Raw genomic sequence first — 18,374 nt, 5'->3', positions numbered from 1 at the left:
GCCAATGCAGTTTAGTCAATCGTAACTGTGCGACCGGCGAAGGGACGTCACTACCCGTTAGGCTCTTCTGGCGTCCATCAACTTACTTGCCGTACGCACTGTGATAACAATTGCGCTCAAGGGAACGATCATCAAAACACCCCCCAGCCCCAGCATTGCCTTGAAACCAAACAAATTGAACAACACAAATCCGATGACACACCCAGTCAGAAATGAAAAAATCGTCGTCAAATGCGTATAGAGTTGCTTTCGGCAAGAACGGCGGTCGGTCGCCTCACCCCGTGCCACCAAGGATGATAAGAACGAGCCTAACGCGATGCCAGCATCCGTTAGTGTGCCGGTTACGTGAGTCGACCTCACCCGACCGTTTGAGAGTTGCGTTGACGTCGCGTTATGAACTCCCATCAAGAAGCCCAGTGCTATCAGCACTTCCTCGTTGAAGCGTGTCGAGTAAAACAGCAGTTCAAACATCGACACCGCCGTCAATGCCACGCCTTCCGCCAAGAGAATCAGGCAAAAGATGGTTCTGAGTTTCTGCCCCACGACCACGGCAACGCGAGCGAGCGTACTGCCTATCACGAATGCCAAGAGCAGGGCTGCCAGAAACAACAAGCCATAGGTATCGGAACTGACTACTTCCGTCGACATTTGTGAGGCATTGCCACTCATATGCGAAGGGAGAAACCCAAAAGCACCCAACGCCATGGCATTGAGAATACCGGCAGCCGTCGCCAGTACCAGTGCCAAGCAGCGATCCTCGGTATGAGACCGAGCTTTCTTCTTTTTGATCAACAAGCGCCTTCTCCGACGACCTAAGAGTTGGCAAGTACGACACTAATACTAAAGCATAGTTCTAATTTAACTAATTGAGAGTTAACTGACATATTAACGCCTGAATCCAAGCGTTAAATGCCAAACATCAATGACCGGTGTGTAGAAAGCCCCGCCATGGCGCCATCGGCCACGGCAAAGGTGACCGACCCTGCGGCGCGGGCCACATCACCGCAAGCGAAAACACCGGGGATTGAAGTGGCCTGCATTGCATCGGTTTTAACAATGCAGCCCATGGGAGACTCCTCAAATTCGCAACCCAATTGCGCTACCAGCGGACTAAGGTGAATGCGTGGCGCAACAAACAAGCCCACCAGTGGAAACACACGGTCATCCTGCATTACCAGCTCAACACCTTCTGCTTGCGCACTAATACGCACCGCTGCGCCATACTCTACCTGGGTGCCGCGCGCCTTAAGCTGAGCCAGCTGTTCGGCATTGGGTTCAAAGGCATCGTTAAGAAACAGTGTGGTGGCGCCCCAGTCGGGCAGCATCAAACCATGGTGCATCGCGAGTTCTGAGGTTGCCAACACACCGATACTCTCTTTGCCCAGCTCATAACCGTGGCAGTACGGGCAGTGGAAAACGCGTTTGCCCCACAGCTCGGCGAGCCCCGGTAAGCCTGGAAGCTCATCGGTAACACCCGCGGCCAGAATAATACGCCGTGCCTGATAGGTGCTGCCATCGGCGAGCGCCACCAAGAAATTATCAGCCGTCCCCGTTACTGTCTCCACCCGCCCCGTGCACCACTCAACCGTTGGGTACTCCATCAGTTGGCTACGGGCCTCTGCTGCTATCTCTGCGGGTGGCGCACCATCCTGGGTTAAAAAACCATGGGAGTAAGACGTAAAACGGTTGCGGGGCTGTCCCGCATCTATCAGTAATATTTTCCGCCTTGCTCGGGCCAGCTGTAGCCCTGCCGCCATACCCGCGTAGCTGCCACCGATAATCACTGTATCAAAACTCATTGCCCTTCCTCCGTGTTCACCCAGCCTTTTAAGCCCATGGTGAATAAACTCATCTCATGTATCTTTTATTGATACATTAAAAGATACACAGAGGTCAATGGCAATGTTGAGAATGCCGATTAACGTTAATCGGGTAGGTGGTGAAGTATTAAGGCGTCGGCAGTTGGTAGCCTTTACGGGTGGCAATTTCGTCAAACTGAGTGGCTAGTTCCGACAGCGTGATCGCTCCCAAACGGGCGATCAGTAGCGCTTCCGCTTCGCGCATAGCGTCAAAAAGCGCCGCATTAACCACCTGCTCTACCGCGCACTCAGGGTTATCACGGTCGGTGCCGATGGCGAAAATGCGCGGCCCGCCTACGGCGTTGTGTATATCCAGCAGCGTTACGCTGTGCAAATCGCAGGCGATGCGCCAGCCACCGTTGTGGCCCTTTTCAGACTTTACATAGCCCGCCTTACGAAGGCCCGCCATAGTGCGCCGCACCACGGCAGCATTGGTGCCCAGCATGGCACTAATCTGCTCTGAGGTAATCGGTTGGGATTCCCGCGCGATGTGCAGCAGCACATGCAGCATACGAGAGAGGCGGCTATCTGTTCTCACGGGCAACAGTCAACTATTCAGCGGATAAACAAAGGAAAACGACGAAGCTGCACTTTAGCACACCCGCGAATAAGGCTGGGAATGAACCCCACCAGGGCCACCGCACACGCACCTACACCTCGTTCGCCGTTATAAGGCAAACTATGCTCTCGCTCTCTATACTGGTGCTGAGTCACTTTCACTAGCAGGGGATAAATGTCTGGCACGTCATTAGCCCCATTTAGCGCCTTACATTGCCGTTACTTACAGGCCACTTAAGGATGTTATGGGTGTTCAAGAAATTGCTGTCGGTGGCATCTACTTAAGCCCTCTGTTGATCTACGCGCTGATCGGCTTTGTGGCTACGCTGACCATTCGTTCACTACTGCACTGGGTGGTCGGCGAGTACGCGCTCTGGTACGAGGCGTGGTTCGACATTTCATTGTTTGTCATCCTCACCGCTGCCACCACGTTCATTTTTACTGTTTTGCTTCAAAGCCCTTAAGACAGCCCTTGAGAGAAACCCCGATGCGCCCTTCGCTCCGTATTTTGCTCACCCTCGTTATTGTCGCCATTGCCGTTGCCGCCGGTGCATGGCTATGGCACTACTACCTCTATACCCCCTGGACTCGCGACGCTCGGGTTCATGCGGAAGTGGTGACGATTGCCCCCGATGTCTCCGGCTGGGTACGTACGCTTGAAGTGGCGGATACTGATTATGTCGCCCAAGGCGATACGCTGTTTGAGATCGATAACACGCGTTACCAAGCGGCGGTGGACAGCGCCCAGGCCACCGTTGACCATCGCCAAGCGACTCTGGAGCTAAGCCGCGCCGAGGAGGGTCGACGTAACCAGTTGAGTAACAATCGTGCGATTAGCGTAGAAAACCAGCAGATTGCCCAGATCAACTCGCGCATTGCCGCCGCTGATTTACAGCAGGCTCAGGCGGAGCTGGCCAGCGCCCAGCTTGATTTAGCCCGCACTCAAATAACCGCGCCGGTCAGCGGCCATATCCTCAATGTCCATCTTACCGCTGGCACTTACGCTAATCGGGGCACGCCGGTGATGGCGCTGATCGCGGATAACTCCTTCTATGTCGTGGGTTACTTCGAAGAGACCAAAATGACGTCGATCAACGTGGGCGATCCGGTGGATGTGATTCTGATGAACGGCGACACCCATCTGGAGGGCCGAGTGGCGGGTATTGGCCGAGGCATTGCCGATAGCAACACAACCCTTAACCAGCAGTTGCTACCGCAAGTGGAGCCCACCTTTAGCTGGGTGCGCCTGGCTCAGCGTATTCCGGTGCACATTTCACTGGAAGACGTCCCTGATGACACCCTACTGAGCGTCGGCATGACAGCAACCGTGCGTGTCCGCCCTGCCGAAAACGCTGCCGATCAGCCTGAGTAACCCATGTCGCCGTTTGTTAGCACCTATCTGACGCCCAACGCCACGGCGGTTAAGTTTGCCATCAAGACCACCCTGGCAATGATGCTCGCTCTCTATATCGCGTTGATGTTCGACTTGGAGCGCCCCTACTGGGCGCTGATGTCGGCGGCGTTTCTACAGATCCGCCCCATGAGTGGCATGGTGGTAGAGAAAGGCATCTGCCAGCTTGTCGGCACCTTTATTGGTGCCGTTGCGGGCATCGCGATCATGGCCCTATTTGCCCAGGCCCGCGTACCTGCGCTTATCGTGCTGACCGCTTGGATTATGCTATGCACCTACGTGGGCTCGCTGTGGCGTAATAATTACACCTACGGCTGCCTGATGGCCTCCGTAACGGCCATGCTGATCGTGGTCATCTCCAGCGGCAGTTCGCCCGCTGGGATTTTCGATATCGCCGTGGCGCGCCTTACCGAGCTCGGGCTGGGCGCCATCTGCGCCATGCTGGTCAGCTCGCTGCTCTGGCCATCCCATGTGGGCACCCACCTGGCCACTCAGGCCGACAGCGTGATCAACGAAGCCTTCGAGCATGCCGCCCTGCGCTTAGAAGCCAGCGACGATATTCCGGCGATGCAGAAAGCCCTGCGCAGCAGCCTCGTGCCATTAACACTGCTGGAAACCGACAGCCAGGCCGCCCGATTTGAAGGCCCGGTAGGCCCCGGCCGAGTTCGGGCAGCCCATGTACTCACCCGCCGCACGCTGCGCTTTTTCGCCAATCTGCAGGCGCTGCATCAACTGATGCACGACCACGCTGACCGGCTAGCTCCGCAAAGTATCGAACTCGCGGGCAAGATCGCAAAAGGCTTTCGCGATGCCGAACACGTCAAAGGGGTCGTTGAGGCCAGAAAAGCCCTCCAGTCGCTACGCCACCGGGTTCATGAAAGCGAAGAAGAGAACAGCTTAGCACCCCTCGATCGGCGTCTGCGGTTGGGGCTACGTGAATCGATCGGCCACGCCATGATCATGCTTGATGCCCGGGAAGCGATTGCCTCCCCGGAGAGCCATAAACTGCGCTCATCACCACTGGCCTGGCACCGCGATCACCTCGCCGCCGGTATTAACGCCATTCGCTCAGGGCTAGTATTTTCGCTACTGGCGACTTTCTGGATCGTCACCGCCTGGCAGAGCGCCATGATCGCGATGATGCTGGGCACACTGTTTTCCGCCTTTTTCGCCAGCCGCGACAATCCCATCGCCATTACCATGATGTTTTATAAGGGTATGCTGGCGGCGATTCCCAGTGCTTTTCTGTTCGGCCATGTGCTGCTCTCCCAGGCCAATGGCTTCCCGATGCTGGCCATGCTGTTTGGCACGCCGCTGTTTTTAGGCCTGCTGGGCGCCACTAACCCGGCGACCATGGGTTACTGCCTGGCATTTACCATTTTCAATATTCTGCTCACCATGCCCGGCAACGGCATGGACTTCTCGTTCGATAGTTTTGCCAACCGGGTGGTGGCCGTAGTAATCGGGCTAAGCTGTGTGGTCATGGGCTTTCGCCTGCTGCCGGGGCTGGGTACTCGACTTCGGCGGCGGCGTTTAATCAAGGCGATTTCCACCGATATCCATGAGCTAAGCCAGCGCTCGATTCGCGACGCCGAAACCCGCTTCAGCGGCCACATGGCGGATCGACTGCTGCAACTGGCGCAGCATGACGACATGCTGCCTGAAGACCAGCGCCACCTATTTATTCTAGGCCTGACCGGGCTGGATGTTGGCACCGCTACCCTACGCCTGCGTGATCGGCTTGATGATGCACCTCACCCGCGCATCCGCGAGGCGCATCGCCACCTACTAGGCACGCTAGCTAGCGGGTTTGAAGAGAGCGCCAACGGGCGGCCACCCCAAGGGATTCGTGAAGCAGGTAAACAGCTGGACGAAGCGATTATGGCCTATGGCGATGTCCCCGCCGACCGCCGGGTACTGCTGGAAGGCTTGATTGAGCGGCTCGAACTAGCCCTAGAGCGCCTTGCACGCATTATGGCGGAGCGGCCACAGATTAAGTCTATGCCTAAAGCCACGAGCGCTCCCGTGCTAAAAAAATAAGTGTCCTCTCATGGAATTACCAGAGTAAAGCGCGAGTGAACTAGTTACTTGTATCGCGGTTGCTCCCGTCGATCCACCATGGGCGCATGCTGAGCCATCAACTCTACGATCCAATCGATAAACACGCGCAGCTTGGCGCTTACGTGCCGATTCGGTGGGAAAGCGACGTACATCGGCATTGGGTCGAGATGCCAGCCATCAAATAGGCGAACCAGCTCCCCGCGAGATACGTGCTCACTGGCCATGTAGTCAGGAAGCCAAACTACGCCGAGCCCCGCTATGCCTGCTGCAAGACCAGCATTACCGTCATCAACCGAAATCACATAGCGCCCTTGTACGGTGACGCGCTCTCCGTTGAGGTACATGGCGTAGGGAGAATTCACCCCGGCACGGGCCCATCGGAGCCCTACAATGTAGTGAGGCGGAGCTGAGAGTTCTTGCGGGTGCGAAGGCAAACCAGCACTTTCCAGATAGCTCGGCGCTGCGTAAATACCGATTTTCAGGTCGCCTACGCGGCGCGCCACTAACGACAAATCCGTGAGTTCTCCGCCACGCACCACACAATCCACGCTTTCACCTATCAGATCCACCATGCGATCACTCGCCCCCATATCGATTTGAATATCGGGGTATTGAGCGTGGAAAGCAGGCAACGCTGGTATCAAGATCATCCGCGCGAACGGGCTGGGCACGTCCACCCTTAGTCGGCCGCGAGGCAACACCGAGGCGTTGGACAGGCTCGTTTCAGCATCATCCATATCGGCTAATAGCTTTATAACGCGCTCGTAATAGGCAGCACCGTCAGCCGTGACGTTAACCTTACGCGTGGTGCGGTTGAGCAGCTTTACCCGCAGCCTTGCCTCTAATTGTTGCACCAGTTGCGTCACGCTGGTTTTGCTCATGTGCAGTGTTTCAGCTGCTTTGGTAAAGCTGCCCGTTTCCACTACCCGGGCAAATGCCTGCATGGCGTTAAAGCGATCCATGGCTATACCAGTCCTTGTGATTGTTTGAAAACTACAAACAATGTTGAACAGAATTCGCCGTTTATCCACCAAAAATGGAGGGCTAAAGTGACTTCATCGTAAACAACGGGTCGGTTTTGACCTACTGATGGAGATTCACATGGCTAAGCGTGACGCTGTTTTCCCCTCGGGCCGCCAGGCACTTTATGACCAGAATACCTATTCCGCCGCCGTTCGCTCGGGCGATTTTCTGTTTGTCTCGGGCCAAGTCGGCAGTCGTGAAGACGGCTCCCCCGAGCCAGATTTTGCTGCTCAGGTGCAGCTTGCTTTCGACAACCTACAAAGAGTACTGGAAGCAGCGGGCGCAAGCTTTGACGATATCGTCGATGTGACGAGCTTTCATACTGACCCGGAGGCCCAATTCCCTATCTGGCTGGAAGCCAAGGCGCGTGCGTTTCCAGAAAAACCCTACCCAAACTGGACGGCGGTCGGCGTGACATGGCTGGCGGGTTTCGATTTTGAAATCAAGGTCATTGCCAGACTACCCGAGTAATCAAGTGCCATGTGGCACAAGCGCCTATTCGCAGGGACATCGCTGCATGGTTACTGGCTGCCTCGATAGTTTTCTGACAGCGCAGCCTGTTTAGCTGCGCTTGGCATACGTCCGGGTGGCCTATTTGAGTGGATTCGTCTGATTTTCTCCCGCCTTTCAACTCAACGTTAGCAAGATGCTGAAGGTATTCACCCGCCCCTGCAGGATCAGGCAAGTTTTGCGCAAGGGTTGGCAAGCCCTGCCGCCGTGGAATTGTTAAAAAGTAAAGGTAAGCGCAGCCGTTCAGGGGCCTCACCAACGAAGCGGTTCGAGCAGCGCGACTATCGATATTGATGGCATTGAATCCTAATGATAGGCGGAGTGTATAACAGTGAAAACATCAGGAAACACCATTCTCATCACCGGCGGTGGCTCCGGCATTGGCCGTGAGCTTGCTCTACGCTTTAACGCGCTGGGCAACACCGTCATCGTCGCTGGACGGCGCATGGAAACGCTGGAGGAAAGCATTGCCGGTCAGCAGAACATGCACGCGATGGTCATTGATGTCGAGGATTCAGAAGACATCGCCGCCTTTGCGAATCGCGTCGTCGCGGAGCACCCCAACCTCAACGTGCTGATCAACAATGCGGGCATCATGCGCCGCGAGGACTTGACCAGTACCCATGACCTCATTGATGCCGAACAGACGGTCGTCACCAATCTGCTAGGGCCTATCCGGCTGACCAACGCACTGACCGATCACTTGGTAAGCCAGCCAGACGCGACGATCGTGAACGTATCCTCCGGGTTGGCGTTTGTACCGTTAAGCGGCACGCCCACCTACAACGCCACCAAGGCGGCCATTCACTCCTATACGATTTCGCTCCGCGAACAACTCAAGGGCAAGGTCGAACTCATTGAGCTGGCGCCCCCCGCCGTGCAGACGGAACTGACACCCGGCCAGTCGACCCGCGAAGGCTATATGCCGCTCGATGACTTTATCGACGAAGTCATGACGCTGTTCCAACAAAACCCCACACCCAAGGAAATTCTCGTGGAAAACGTCAACTTCCTGCGCTGGGCGGAGCGTGACGGCCACTTCGATGAAGCGGTGGAGATGCTCAACAAGATGTGAGTTCTTCGTATTTCAGTACGAGTAGGTAACAATTGACGATGTAAAATGATCGTTTTACACTACTCGCATGGATACCAAAACAAAGCTTATTTCAGCAGCAGAGCAGCTTTTCGACCGGCACGGTTTTACCGCTACCGGGATGGACAAGCTAATCAAGGCGGCTGGCATGTCGAGCCGAACGCTCTACAAGCATGCGGGTAGTAAAACGGCGCTAATAACGGAGGTGCTTAAAGAGCGCCATCGACGGTTCCAGCCACACATTGAAGTGGGCAGCGTTGATGCACTCTTCGACGCGCTGGAAGAGTGGATAAGGAGCGAGAGCGCAAGAGGATGCCTTTTTCTGCGTGCCTACGGCGAAACCGGCGGAGACATACCGGCAATCACTGAGGCCGTACTGGCTCACAAGGCAAGGCTTTATGACAAGATCCAGGACATTGTCGCGATAGAAACCGATGGCCAGGCGATGCCGGAACTCGCCGAGCAAATCCTTATCCTGTACGAAGGCGCCACCGCGGCCGCTATTTACCGTGGCCCGGAGGCGGTAGTCTCGGCACACAAAGCCGCATCAGCACTGCTCCAGCAGGCACGATCATGAGCCCCAGCGTGTACCTTGGTGCGGCGGGGTTCGGCCTAATCGCAGTGTGCTATGGTTTTGCACGTTTCGCCTTCGGGCTCTTTCTGCCCCAGATCGACACTGACCTTGCTCTCACGCCCACCTTGAGTGGCTTCATATCGGGCGGGTCTTTTCTGGGCTACTGTCTCGCCATCATTTTGTCAGCGTACCTAACCGAACGGATCGGCGCCCGCGCCGTCGCCATTGGGGCGGCACTGGTCGCGGCAGTCGGCATGGCAGGCATCGCCACGGCGCCCTCCCCACTATTGCTCGCCAGCGCGGTCATGCTGGCTGGCTCAAGCACCGGGCTGGCCTCTCCGCCCATGGCGGCAGCGGTGGCCACTGCCGTGCGACGTGATCGGCAAAGTGCCACCAACACGATCATTAATGCCGGAACGAGTGCCGGTGTGGTGCTTTCAGGGCCGGTCGCGTTACTGATGGGAGGTCAATGGCGATTAGCGTTCGCGTGTTTTGCAGTGGCCGCTTTTGTGATGGCGGTAGTTGCCGCGCTCAGCGTACCCAGCGGCACCAAGGCGACCCAGGTCTCGGGCGGCTTGCCCCCCTTTAACAGCGTTATTATGCGCTTGATCGCCGCTGCTTTTTTGATGGGCGCGTCCAGCACCGCTATTTGGTCTTTTGGCGGCAAACTCGTCGCGCTGCAGCTTGGCTGGGGCAATACCGGCGCCGGGCTGCTTTGGATCGCTATCGGCACCGCCGGTATTATGGGCGCCGGCGCAGGCACGTTAGTGACGCGCTTCGGGATCGACCGGGTGCATTGGCTCTTTCTGGGCGTATTGGCAGCAGGCATTATTTTGGTTGGTACCAGCGCCACCACTCCCCTACTGGCAATTGTCGGCGGCATGCTGTTCGGCGCGGCTTACATCATGGTGACAGGTGTCTATCTGGTATGGGGCGTCACGGCATTGCCCGACCGGCCCGCCACAGGTCTAATGATCGGCTTCCTGACCATCGCAATCGGCCAGACGGCTGGCGCCCCACTCTTTGGCTTTTTGATGGATCGGCTGCCCCCCGACTATGCCGTGCTGGGCTTCGCATGCCTTGCCTTGACCGCGGGTCTGGCAAGGGCCGGCAGCGCCATACCCAAGCCTGCCCCAAAAGCCATCTAGTCAGCACAAGAGGTAAGTCACCTGATAGCGGGGTTATTGTCCATACAGCGGCAATGGTGCGTGGTAATTGCAGCGAAGCTGAAGCGGCCCAGACGTTCGCTGCGCTTATTCAAGGTGGATTGCGCTAATAGAGACTAAGCTCGCAACTCTCGCAGCAGGTCGATAAAAGCCCGCAGGCTGGGCGGCACATGCCGATTGTTGGGGTAGTATAGAAACAGCCCAGGGATGCGGGGACACCACTCTTCTAGCACGGTGACCAGCCTCCCATCGTCCAAATAGGCGTGTGCATATGACTCTGGCACGTAGGCGATGCCTAAACCATCGGCGGCCGCTTCCACCATCAGTTGGCTACTGTCCAAGGTCAGCGCACCGGGCACATCAACCGCCATGTCCTGGCCGTGCTGCTGAAACTCCCAGCGGTAGAGTTTGCCGCTCGGCAGTCTTTGCCGTATGCATTGGTGAGAGGCTAGATCATCCGGCGTCTTTGGTGCCGTTCGGCCGTGCAGGTAGTCAGGGGAGGCAACGGCAAGAAAACGCAGTTCATGCCCCACGGGGATGGCGATCATATCCTGAGGAACCGCCTCTCTGAGTCTTACGCCCGCATCAAACCCCTGCCCGACAATATCGACAAGTCGCCCCTCTGCCACGAGATCAAGCTCAACGCCATCATGAAGGGCGAGAAAACGCGGTACTACGGTTTGCAGCAACAGCCGCACGGCCCCTTCGCTGCCATTGATACGCAACCGTCCCATGATCTTTCCTTCGGCGCTGGAAGCATCCTCCAGGATCGCTTCCAAGTCACTCAATAGCGGGCTCAGCCGCAAGAGCAACTGCTCGCCACTCTCGGTCAGTGAGACGCTACGTGTGGTTCGGTGCAGCAGCCGTGATGCGCAATCGAGCAGTGCGGCTTCGGTGTCGACGGCGAATAGCGTAGGCATCTCTGAAGTGCGCTGCGGGCGGGGGTATCGATATGGGCGGTGAGCTCCCGTAACAGCGCCACCTCCAGTTCGACAGCGATCGCCAGATAGGGCTCGCTCTGGCTTGCTTGCACGACCCGTCCGGTGACCGGCATGTCAGCACTAACGAGGACGGACTGCCCGCTAGAAAAAACCCGTTCCTCATTCCCCACTATCAAGCGCTTCGCCCCCTGCAGAACCAGGCATATCAGCGGCCTGTACACCGAATGCAGGTCGCCGGATGGCGCCTTGAGGCACATCATTCGTAAACCCGGCACCGGGGTTATCGCCATACCACGGTTGTCGGCGTAGCGGCTGGTATAAGCCCGGACAGCCTGTTTGAGCGAGTTCATAGGTTTCCTCCCGCATTTCAGTTGGAACTTATTATGAAGGGATGGCATGAGGGAATGGTTTCAAACAGCGGTCTCACCCCACCCGAGTTTGCGCTCGCGAAGCATCAAAGCTCCAAGCGCCTGGGCCTGCGGCACTAATATAGAGAAAAATGAAGCAATAAAGCATGGCCGCTTCACCGTGGTTGAGAACAGGAAAAAAACTGTTCGAGCTGTGCGCGATAAAGTAGGCAAATGCCATTAAACCAGAAAGAGAGAGGATCCCCGCCTTTCGCACGCTTACATCCGCATCGACACTAGCGTCCAAGTGACCTTCCTGCTACCCACGAGCGAAATGGGCCAGGGCACACACACGGGCCAGGCCCAGATTCTCGCCGAAGAGCTGGGCGCCGATTGGTCGCGCATTACTGCCGGCATGCCGAATCAGCTCTCCGACGACGACAGGATCCCGTTCATCGACACGCTACTTGATTATCTAGCACTCCATGCATAAAAATGCTAAAAAACGCACAATATTGCATTTTAATGCAAAAAATTGCACAGGAGGCATCATGCTTAACGTTCCCGAAACCCGGCAGCAGCAGTTATTGGCCAGACTTGCCAACGGCGAACAACTGATCGCGCAAGACCTTGCGGTTGAGTTCGAAGTGTCGCTGGACACCATTCGCCGAGACATCATTGCACTTGAACAGCAAGGCAAAGCACAACGGGTTCGAGGCGGCGCGGTTGCGACTGCGCCAGCTTCACCTCCCTTGCAGTATCGGGTTGAGGCCCCGTCACAGGCCATTGATGCCATTGCCGCCCGGGCTTCGAACTTCATTAACCACGCCGATACCCTACTGCTTGATGGCGGCGCCACGGTACTCGCGCTCGCCGAGAGACTACAGCCCAAACCGGGGCTGCTGGTAATGACGCCCTCCCCTTGGGTCGCGGTGGCCTGCCAAAAAAATGGCGTCGAGGTCTTTATGCTGGGAGGGCAGTTGGGCGTGCGCGGCGGGGTCAATGTCGGTGATACTGCGCTACTTGCCGCTGCCAACCTCTATGCGGATATCGCCATACTCGGCGCCTGCGGTCTGGATGCCGAATTTGGACTCAGCGCTGACGACCTGCAGGAGGCGTACCTCAAACACGCCATGTCCCGGGCGGCGAAGAGCACCCTGGTGCTGGCCTCTCGTGAGAAAATTGGACGACGCGCACGGCATAGAGCAGTCGCTATCGAAGATATTGATTGCCTGATCACTGATGCAGAGGCGGTAGAAGTGAAGGAGTTTGGTAGCTCAGCCATGGAGGTTGTGCATGCCTAGTCCTCGACGCGTCTGGCTCGCTGTCGCCGCCATGTTCTTCCTCAACGGTGGCCTGTTCGGTACCTGGGCTTCACGCATTCCCACGGTGGCGGAGCACCACAACCTGGATGGCGGCTGGCTCGGCCTACTGCTGCTCGTGCTTGCTTCCGGCGCTCTGATTTCGTTTCCGCTGGCTGGTAGAGCGTCGGATACTTTCGGCGCCGCGCGCGCGACACTCGCCATTGCGGTCGCCTATACCCTTGCCTTAGTGATGATCGCTTGCGCTTTCAATCTCTGGTTGACGGCTGCTGCGCTTTTTCTCTTCGGTGCCGGCCATGGTGCCATGGATGTCACCATGAACAGTTGGGCCGGCGAGGCGGAGCGTTTCATCGCAAAGCCGGTCATGTCATCGTTTCACGCCATGTGGAGTTTGGGGGCGGGAGTCGGCGCCGCTGCGGGCTATATGGCAGTCAGCCTGGATCTGTCGCTGCTTACGCACTTTTCGCTCATCGGCATCACAATGTACGTAAGCACGATTTTGCTGGGGAGCATCGGCTGGCAGTCTGAAACGAGGCCGCGCGCGGCGGGTGCGAAGCGCTTTCCGTTACCCCATGGGGTGCTACTTTGGGTCGGCATCATCGCCCTTTGCGCCTCTCTGGGCGAAGGCGCCATTGCCGATTGGAGTGCTCTGTTTCTGGTCACCGTCACCTCGGCGACCACAGCCCAGGGAGCCATAGGCTACGCGGTATTCTCGCTGGCAATGGTCATCATGCGTTTGATCGGGGGCGGCGTAATTTCCCGGTTAGGCCCGGCGACCGCTGCACGCTTCGCCGGGTGTTCGGCCGCCCTTGGCGTACTGCTTGCCGTGCTTCCCGCCAATTTCATGGCAGCGCTGCTTGGCTTTTTCTTCCTCGGTATCGGCTACGCACTCATCATGCCCTTGGCCTTTTCGCGGGCAGCGAACGATCCCGACACACCCCCCGGCGTTGCTATCGCCAGTGTGGCGACCTTGGGCTATGGCGGCATGCTTCTCGGGCCGCCGTTGATTGGCTTTACCGCCCACTTTGTCACTCTGCACTATGCCTTCGGGATACTTGGCTTTCTGGCGCTGTTCATCGTATTCATTGCGCCATCTCTTGAGCGCTTCTAGTAGATGCTTTCCTACAAGCGCTAGTTTGCTATTAAGCGCAAATACGGCCAACAACCCTCTTTCAAGGAATCAATACCAAGCTCGCGGGAGAAGATCATGAAAGCCTGCAATGCACCATCCTTGGTGTCTTAGCGATAGAACCTCGACAGCGCCCTGAGTACCTCGTTCGACACCCGGGCCTCAAGCTTGATATCGTCGAGTTCGTTCATGCGGTAGTCATAGACCTCGAAGGCCCCAGTGGGATGCACGGCCACCTGGTAGTCGGGCATCAGGATGCCATAACCCATGTAGCTGCCCGAAAGCATCCAGTCGCGATGGGGGTCGGCGTCCAACAGGCTTTGCCCCAGGGTGTAGTGTTGAGGAGCCGATTCACAGTCGAGCAGTTCCTCGAGCAGCGTCGGGGCGATATCGGCGTGGTGCGTTCGCCGCTCCAGCGCCCCACCGGATAGTCCCGGCAAATGCATCACCAGCGGAACCTGAACCTGCTCCGGCGTGTAGTTGCTGCCATGTCCCCAGTAGTTCTTGCCATGTTCGTTGAAGGACTCTCCGTGGTCGGCAGTAATCACTATCGCAGTATCCTCAAGCCGCCCACGGCGCTCCAGGTCATCGAGTACGCGTCCCAATTGCTGATCCACATAGCGTGCTGCCGTGCGATAGCGGTTCCAGTAAGGTTCGGGATCAAAGCCAGGCCCCAGGCTCATGTGGTTGATATGTTCCCAATAGGGCGTGAACCGCGGAAAGTCTGGCGGATGGCTGTAGCCATGCACGGCGTCATAGAACAGGAAACCAAAAAACGGCCGCTCATCTGACCTTGCCTCTTCTTTGTCCATCCAGGCTAGCCAATCATCGGTGATCTGCTGGTCGCGTTCCCAGGGCTCGCCCTTTGCTGGCTTCAGCGAGACATCCTTGAGACCGGCAAAAACGTTACGGTCAAAGGCAGGGCTCACCAGTGTCGCCGAAGAGAGAACCTGAAAGCGGTAATCGGCAGCCTCGAATTGCTCCATCAGCACCGGGGGCGTCTGGCTGGCAGTAAATGCATCCCAGTAGGTGACTGGCAGGCCATAGAAGAGGCTGAAGACGCCTGCCTTGGTGGAGTTACCACCACTGATATGCTCACGCGCCCTGAACCAACCGGGTTGACTGGCGTACCGGTAAAGATTCGGCATCACTTCAGGAGTGAGCATGTCGTGACGCAGGGCATCTACCAGCACCAGCAGCAGGTTGTCGGAAGACACCGATGGCGAGCAGCTCAGCGGCGCGGAGGGGTAGACCAGGCCCTGCGCCTTTCCCTCCGTCGCCTTGAGATCCACCCGATCGCGCACCGCCTGGGGGTCGACCCACCCCTGTTTGGCGAAGAAGCGCTTGGCAGTGGCCGGATAGAAGACCGGCACATGACGCGTCATGCCGGTGATATCGCGGTCGTAGTGGGCATCCGCCCAGGCATGCCAACCGTGCACCCCCAGCAGGGCCAACAAGCTCACTACCAGCATTGCGCCCACCGGCCGTGAAGGTGGACGTCGCCTGAACAGCAGCCCGAGACCTCCCTGCACCGCCAACATACCCAGCACGCCACCGACGGTTAGTGCCCAGGCGACCCATGAGAAGCTGAACACATCTCCCCCGGCGTTGAGCAGCAGGTCGAGGATAAAGCCGCTCAGGTGGAAGCGATACTGAGCGTAGACGAAGGTATCAAGCAGCAGCAACAGCTGCAGGCCACTCGCCCACAGGGTGGTCATCAGCCATAGCCCGATGCCGCGCAACAGCGTGGCCAGCAGGAACATCGGCAAAGCTCCCAGCCATACCAGCAGCGAGAGATGGCCGAGGAAAACCATCAGCAGGTAGCCCCACTGCTCGGCCCCCTCGGGCTGGATATAGCCGACATAACGCAGCGAGATCATCCAGGTAAGCAGCAGGTTGGCCAGTGTCCAGGCGCCAAGCCAGCGCCACCGGTGCAGGAGTCGATAGAGCATGCGCGAATTCTTCAAAGATCAGAGGCCCTTCAGTCAACGTTGGATGGAAAGCGTGTTGACTGTCACAGCCGCTCACTTACTGAAAACTTACGCAATACTTCTTGATCGTTCCGATCCCCCGCTAAGACTTCTGAAAGACGCATTACCGGGCAGCCCCGTCCCATGCGAGAGCTGGAGCCCGATTAAAAGGTCAGAAAAGCTGTAGAAGAAGCCGATACCGTCCTATTCGCATTTGCTAGTATCAGTAGATTGTCGCTTTCACATTTCAGCGACGTTTTAGTCACATCGGCTTTGCTAACCTCCCAGAGTTTCATCCAGACAGCGAGGCCGAGTCACTAATGGGTCTGCAACTGGGTTATGCCTGAAAAGGGAGATCAGCTGATGGGAAACGTGCTTGGAGCGGCACCGGTTAGAGTGTTGATTGTCGAAGACAACCGCGACATTTGCGAGAACATTGCTGAGTATCTTGAAAAGCATAGCTATGTTGTGGATTTTGCCTTCGACGGTATAAGCGCGATGTACTTGGCACTGACAAATCCGTTCGACGCTATCGTTCTGGATCTGATGCTTCCAGGGATGGATGGCCTAAGTTTCTGCAAGAAGCTGCGAGCTGATGCCAAAGTAGAAACGCCTGTGCTCATGCTAACGGCGAGAGACACCCTTGACGATAAACTTAAGGGGTTCGAGGCGGGAGCCGATGACTATTTGGTCAAGCCATTCGCACTGCAAGAACTACATGCGCGACTGCAGGCGCTGTACAAACGTAGCCACGGAAAAACCGACAACCTGTTAACGGTTGGTGATCTGACTATGAATAGGTCCACGCTGCAAGTGCATCGTGCGGGGCAGCGCATCGATCTCACCCCTACCGGCATGAGACTACTGCAACGATTGATGGAAGAGGCGCCGTCTGTTGTGGCTCGCGATGATCTCGAAACGTTGTTGTGGGCTGACGAGCGTCCCGATGGCGATGCGCTTCGTTCCCACTTATACAAGCTGCGCCAGGCTATCGATAGGCCGTTTGATAGCCCGTTAATTCATACCGTGCATCGCATCGGGTACCGAATTGCAGAGGATGCTCAGTAATGTACCGGCACAGTTTACGCACGCGTGTCGCCATTGCATTTGCAGTGTGCGTTGCTGTATTGAGCGTGGCCTGGGGGTTCGCCTTCTTCGCTGCGATCAGGTTTACCGAAGACCGGGTGCTCCAGCATCAGTTGCAGCGTGCCGCAGAGAGCTACCCCTCTATGCCGATGAACCTTCGCGGGTACGATGAAATCGGTAGCTTGCCTGAATCATTGAGGGAATGGGCACAAACCAATCCCGATGAGGGCTTGTACGAATTCGAGAATATAGAACTGCATGTCGCGGTAGTAGCTACTGGCGATGAACAGCAACACGGCTTTGTGGTGTTCGATGTTACCGGGATTGAAGCTGCATCGTCAGAGGATTGGTGGTGGCTGCTCTTTATCACCGGTGCCGTGGGTGCGCTCGCTACTCTTGGTTTCGGGCTGGGCGTGGTTGTTATGCGCAAAGCCGTCGCCCCTGTGGCGCAACTCGCCAAAGCGGTCGCAGACATCGACCCGGAACAACTAACGGCCGAAGATCATAAACGCATAGATTCCAGCCGTTTCGGCGATGATGAGGTTGGCGTGCTCGCCAGAACCATAGAGAAAACTCTAGAGCGTATCAGCGCATTTGTTGAAAGGGAGCGATTCTTTACCAGTTCAGCCAGTCATGAGTTACGGACGCCGATCACGGTCATAACAGGCGCACTTGAGCTGCTTGAACAAAGTGATTTGTCAGCGGCCGATGTGAAGGTGGTAGATCGAGTGAGGCGCGCTACGCTCGATATGAAAACCACGATTGAAATGTTCTTGTGCCTCGCTCGCGAAACCGACGACGGATTGTATGACGAGCAGTTTTTAGTGATGCCGCTGGTGAGCAAAGCGATAGATCAGCAGCGCTACCTGCTGACCCGCAAACTCATCGATGTTGATATCGACGAACTCGCAAAACCCAGGGTCAACGGACATCCACAGGCTTTTTCTATTGCGGTCAATAATCTGGTGCGAAATGCGTTCGAACATACGCTCCACGCGCATGGGCCGATCACGATTCGTGTTAAAGAGCATGAGCTCTTAGTCACCAATCAGGTGAGCAGTGACGCTGATAATCGGCACACGCCGACTGAGGCACCGCCGTCTCAAGGGTATGGTCTTGGTCTGGGTATCGTGCAACGGCTGTGTGAGCGCAATGGCTGGTCGTTTTCGCTACTCGCTGATGAGAAGCGTGTAGTCGCCCGTCTTTCGTGGTGATCCAAAAAGACTAGGTCAGTACCATTTTCAAATGGCGGTTCAATGGAGTCAGCTCTGACTTTATTACGGCCGCATCGGTAGGCAATCGGGGGTACAGGGTGACCTTTACA

Annotated in this window: 19 protein-coding genes; 12 read left to right on the top strand and 7 right to left on the bottom strand. The window is 56.8% G+C overall.

Going from position 1 to position 18,374, the window contains the following annotated elements; genetic code table 11:
- Nucleotides 1–57: 57 nt before the first annotated feature.
- From JI62_RS14135 to JI62_RS14125, 3 genes are all read right to left on the bottom strand, one after another.
- The gene (locus tag JI62_RS14135; RefSeq protein WP_205737526.1) at nt 58–747 is read right to left on the bottom strand and encodes a YoaK family protein; all 690 of its coding nucleotides are present in this window, start codon (nt 745–747) and stop codon (nt 58–60) included.
- A gap of 158 nt (nt 748–905) precedes the next feature.
- Entirely contained in the window at nt 906–1,799 is an 894-nt protein-coding gene (locus JI62_RS14130; RefSeq protein ID WP_088700761.1) for an NAD(P)/FAD-dependent oxidoreductase, read from the bottom strand.
- Nucleotides 1,800–1,947: 148 nt separating this feature from the next.
- Nucleotides 1,948–2,397: an Rrf2 family transcriptional regulator gene (locus tag JI62_RS14125; protein ID WP_088700760.1), complete on the bottom strand. Its 450-nt coding sequence runs from the start codon at nt 2,395–2,397 to the stop codon at nt 1,948–1,950.
- A 265-nt stretch (nt 2,398–2,662) separates the two neighbouring features.
- Here JI62_RS14125 and JI62_RS14120 point away from each other — a divergent pair, with 265 nt between their 5' ends.
- From JI62_RS14120 to JI62_RS14110, 3 genes are read left to right on the top strand one after another with little or no spacing between them, the layout of a single operon-like run.
- On the top strand, nt 2,663–2,881 hold the full coding sequence (locus tag JI62_RS14120) for a DUF1656 domain-containing protein (protein WP_088700759.1): 219 nt from the start codon (nt 2,663–2,665) through the stop codon (nt 2,879–2,881).
- 23 nt (nt 2,882–2,904) lie between these two features.
- Entirely contained in the window at nt 2,905–3,789 is an 885-nt protein-coding gene (locus tag JI62_RS14115) for an efflux RND transporter periplasmic adaptor subunit (protein ID WP_088700758.1), read from the top strand.
- Nucleotides 3,790–3,792: 3 nt separating this feature from the next.
- The gene (locus JI62_RS14110) at nt 3,793–5,868 is read left to right on the top strand and encodes an FUSC family protein (protein WP_088700757.1); all 2,076 of its coding nucleotides are present in this window, start codon (nt 3,793–3,795) and stop codon (nt 5,866–5,868) included.
- A gap of 44 nt (nt 5,869–5,912) precedes the next feature.
- On the opposite strand, the gene JI62_RS14105 is transcribed toward JI62_RS14110, so the two are convergent.
- Nucleotides 5,913–6,851, bottom strand: coding sequence for a LysR family transcriptional regulator (locus JI62_RS14105; RefSeq protein WP_088700756.1), 939 nt, complete (start codon nt 6,849–6,851; stop codon nt 5,913–5,915).
- A gap of 139 nt (nt 6,852–6,990) precedes the next feature.
- On the opposite strand from JI62_RS14105, the gene JI62_RS14100 reads away from it, so the two are divergent.
- The 4 genes from JI62_RS14100 (at nt 6,991) to JI62_RS14085 (ending at nt 10,237) form a co-directional block, all read left to right on the top strand.
- On the top strand, nt 6,991–7,383 hold the full coding sequence (locus JI62_RS14100) for a RidA family protein (protein WP_022519639.1): 393 nt from the start codon (nt 6,991–6,993) through the stop codon (nt 7,381–7,383).
- A 370-nt stretch (nt 7,384–7,753) separates the two neighbouring features.
- Entirely contained in the window at nt 7,754–8,497 is a 744-nt protein-coding gene (locus JI62_RS14095) for an SDR family oxidoreductase (protein WP_088700755.1), read from the top strand.
- A 67-nt stretch (nt 8,498–8,564) separates the two neighbouring features.
- Nucleotides 8,565–9,092 carry a TetR/AcrR family transcriptional regulator gene (locus JI62_RS14090; protein ID WP_088700754.1) on the top strand — a complete coding sequence of 176 codons (528 nt, stop codon included), beginning with the start codon at nt 8,565–8,567 and terminating at the stop codon, nt 9,090–9,092.
- Nucleotides 9,089–10,237, top strand: a complete 1,149-nt coding sequence (locus JI62_RS14085) for an MFS transporter (protein WP_088700753.1) — start codon at nt 9,089–9,091, stop codon at nt 10,235–10,237. The genes JI62_RS14090 and JI62_RS14085 overlap by 4 nt, the downstream gene beginning before the upstream one ends.
- A gap of 134 nt (nt 10,238–10,371) precedes the next feature.
- On the opposite strand, the gene JI62_RS14080 is transcribed toward JI62_RS14085, so the two are convergent.
- Nucleotides 10,372–11,175 carry a LysR substrate-binding domain-containing protein gene (locus JI62_RS14080; RefSeq protein ID WP_088700752.1) on the bottom strand — a complete coding sequence of 268 codons (804 nt, stop codon included), beginning with the start codon at nt 11,173–11,175 and terminating at the stop codon, nt 10,372–10,374.
- Nucleotides 11,085–11,453, bottom strand: coding sequence for an AraC family transcriptional regulator (locus tag JI62_RS22755; protein WP_240513285.1), 369 nt, complete (start codon nt 11,451–11,453; stop codon nt 11,085–11,087). Before JI62_RS22755 ends, JI62_RS14080 begins: the two co-directional genes overlap by 91 nt.
- Nucleotides 11,454–11,826: 373 nt before the next feature.
- Between JI62_RS22755 and JI62_RS22490 the strand changes: the two genes are divergently transcribed.
- From JI62_RS22490 to JI62_RS14065, 3 genes are read left to right on the top strand one after another with little or no spacing between them, the layout of a single operon-like run.
- Complete coding sequence (locus JI62_RS22490) at nt 11,827–12,036, top strand: molybdopterin cofactor-binding domain-containing protein (protein WP_141101330.1); 210 nt, start codon at nt 11,827–11,829, stop codon at nt 12,034–12,036.
- Between the two features lie 58 nt (nt 12,037–12,094).
- A complete protein-coding gene (locus JI62_RS14070; RefSeq protein ID WP_170938557.1) occupies nt 12,095–12,847 on the top strand; it encodes a DeoR/GlpR family DNA-binding transcription regulator in 753 nt (250 codons plus the stop codon).
- On the top strand, nt 12,840–13,976 hold the full coding sequence (locus JI62_RS14065) for an MFS transporter (protein WP_088700750.1): 1,137 nt from the start codon (nt 12,840–12,842) through the stop codon (nt 13,974–13,976). Before JI62_RS14070 ends, JI62_RS14065 begins: the two co-directional genes overlap by 8 nt.
- 128 nt (nt 13,977–14,104) lie before the next feature.
- On the opposite strand, the gene JI62_RS14060 is transcribed toward JI62_RS14065, so the two are convergent.
- Nucleotides 14,105–15,946, bottom strand: a complete 1,842-nt coding sequence (locus tag JI62_RS14060; protein ID WP_088700749.1) for a DUF3413 domain-containing protein — start codon at nt 15,944–15,946, stop codon at nt 14,105–14,107.
- Between the two features lie 381 nt (nt 15,947–16,327).
- Between JI62_RS14060 and JI62_RS14050 the strand changes: the two genes are divergently transcribed.
- A complete protein-coding gene (locus JI62_RS14050; RefSeq protein WP_088700747.1) occupies nt 16,328–17,032 on the top strand; it encodes a response regulator transcription factor in 705 nt (234 codons plus the stop codon).
- The gene (locus tag JI62_RS14045) at nt 17,032–18,264 is read left to right on the top strand and encodes a sensor histidine kinase (protein WP_088700746.1); all 1,233 of its coding nucleotides are present in this window, start codon (nt 17,032–17,034) and stop codon (nt 18,262–18,264) included. The genes JI62_RS14050 and JI62_RS14045 overlap by 1 nt, the downstream gene beginning before the upstream one ends.
- Nucleotides 18,265–18,374: the final 110 nt, after the last annotated feature.

The organism is Halomonas campaniensis, from assembly GCF_002211105.1.
Lineage (GTDB): Bacteria > Pseudomonadota > Gammaproteobacteria > Pseudomonadales > Halomonadaceae > Vreelandella > Vreelandella campaniensis_A.
The sequence above is the reverse complement of the archived record's forward strand: the minus strand, read 5'-3'. Positions and strand labels throughout refer to the sequence as shown.

Bases quoted from the DNA above. Each gene is read 5' to 3' on its own strand.
- JI62_RS14110 (WP_088700757.1), top strand. From the start codon at position 3,793: ATGTCGCCGTTTGTTAGCACCTATCTGACGCCCAACGCCACGGCGGTT.
- JI62_RS14130 (WP_088700761.1), bottom strand. From the start codon at position 1,799: ATGAGTTTTGATACAGTGATTATCGGTGGCAGCTACGCGGGTATGGCG.
- JI62_RS14045 (WP_088700746.1), top strand. From the start codon at position 17,032: ATGTACCGGCACAGTTTACGCACGCGTGTCGCCATTGCATTTGCAGTG.
- JI62_RS14085 (WP_088700753.1), top strand. From the start codon at position 9,089: ATGAGCCCCAGCGTGTACCTTGGTGCGGCGGGGTTCGGCCTAATCGCA.
- JI62_RS14090 (WP_088700754.1), top strand. From the start codon at position 8,565: ATGGATACCAAAACAAAGCTTATTTCAGCAGCAGAGCAGCTTTTCGAC.
- JI62_RS14120 (WP_088700759.1), top strand. From the start codon at position 2,663: ATGGGTGTTCAAGAAATTGCTGTCGGTGGCATCTACTTAAGCCCTCTG.
- JI62_RS14100 (WP_022519639.1), top strand. From the start codon at position 6,991: ATGGCTAAGCGTGACGCTGTTTTCCCCTCGGGCCGCCAGGCACTTTAT.
- JI62_RS22755 (WP_240513285.1), bottom strand. From the start codon at position 11,453: ATGTGCCTCAAGGCGCCATCCGGCGACCTGCATTCGGTGTACAGGCCG.
- JI62_RS14065 (WP_088700750.1), top strand. From the start codon at position 12,840: ATGCCTAGTCCTCGACGCGTCTGGCTCGCTGTCGCCGCCATGTTCTTC.
- JI62_RS14060 (WP_088700749.1), bottom strand. From the start codon at position 15,946: ATGCTCTATCGACTCCTGCACCGGTGGCGCTGGCTTGGCGCCTGGACA.
- JI62_RS14080 (WP_088700752.1), bottom strand. From the start codon at position 11,175: ATGCCTACGCTATTCGCCGTCGACACCGAAGCCGCACTGCTCGATTGC.
- JI62_RS14050 (WP_088700747.1), top strand. From the start codon at position 16,328: ATGGGAAACGTGCTTGGAGCGGCACCGGTTAGAGTGTTGATTGTCGAA.
- JI62_RS14070 (WP_170938557.1), top strand. From the start codon at position 12,095: ATGCTTAACGTTCCCGAAACCCGGCAGCAGCAGTTATTGGCCAGACTT.
- JI62_RS14105 (WP_088700756.1), bottom strand. From the start codon at position 6,851: ATGGATCGCTTTAACGCCATGCAGGCATTTGCCCGGGTAGTGGAAACG.
- JI62_RS14115 (WP_088700758.1), top strand. From the start codon at position 2,905: ATGCGCCCTTCGCTCCGTATTTTGCTCACCCTCGTTATTGTCGCCATT.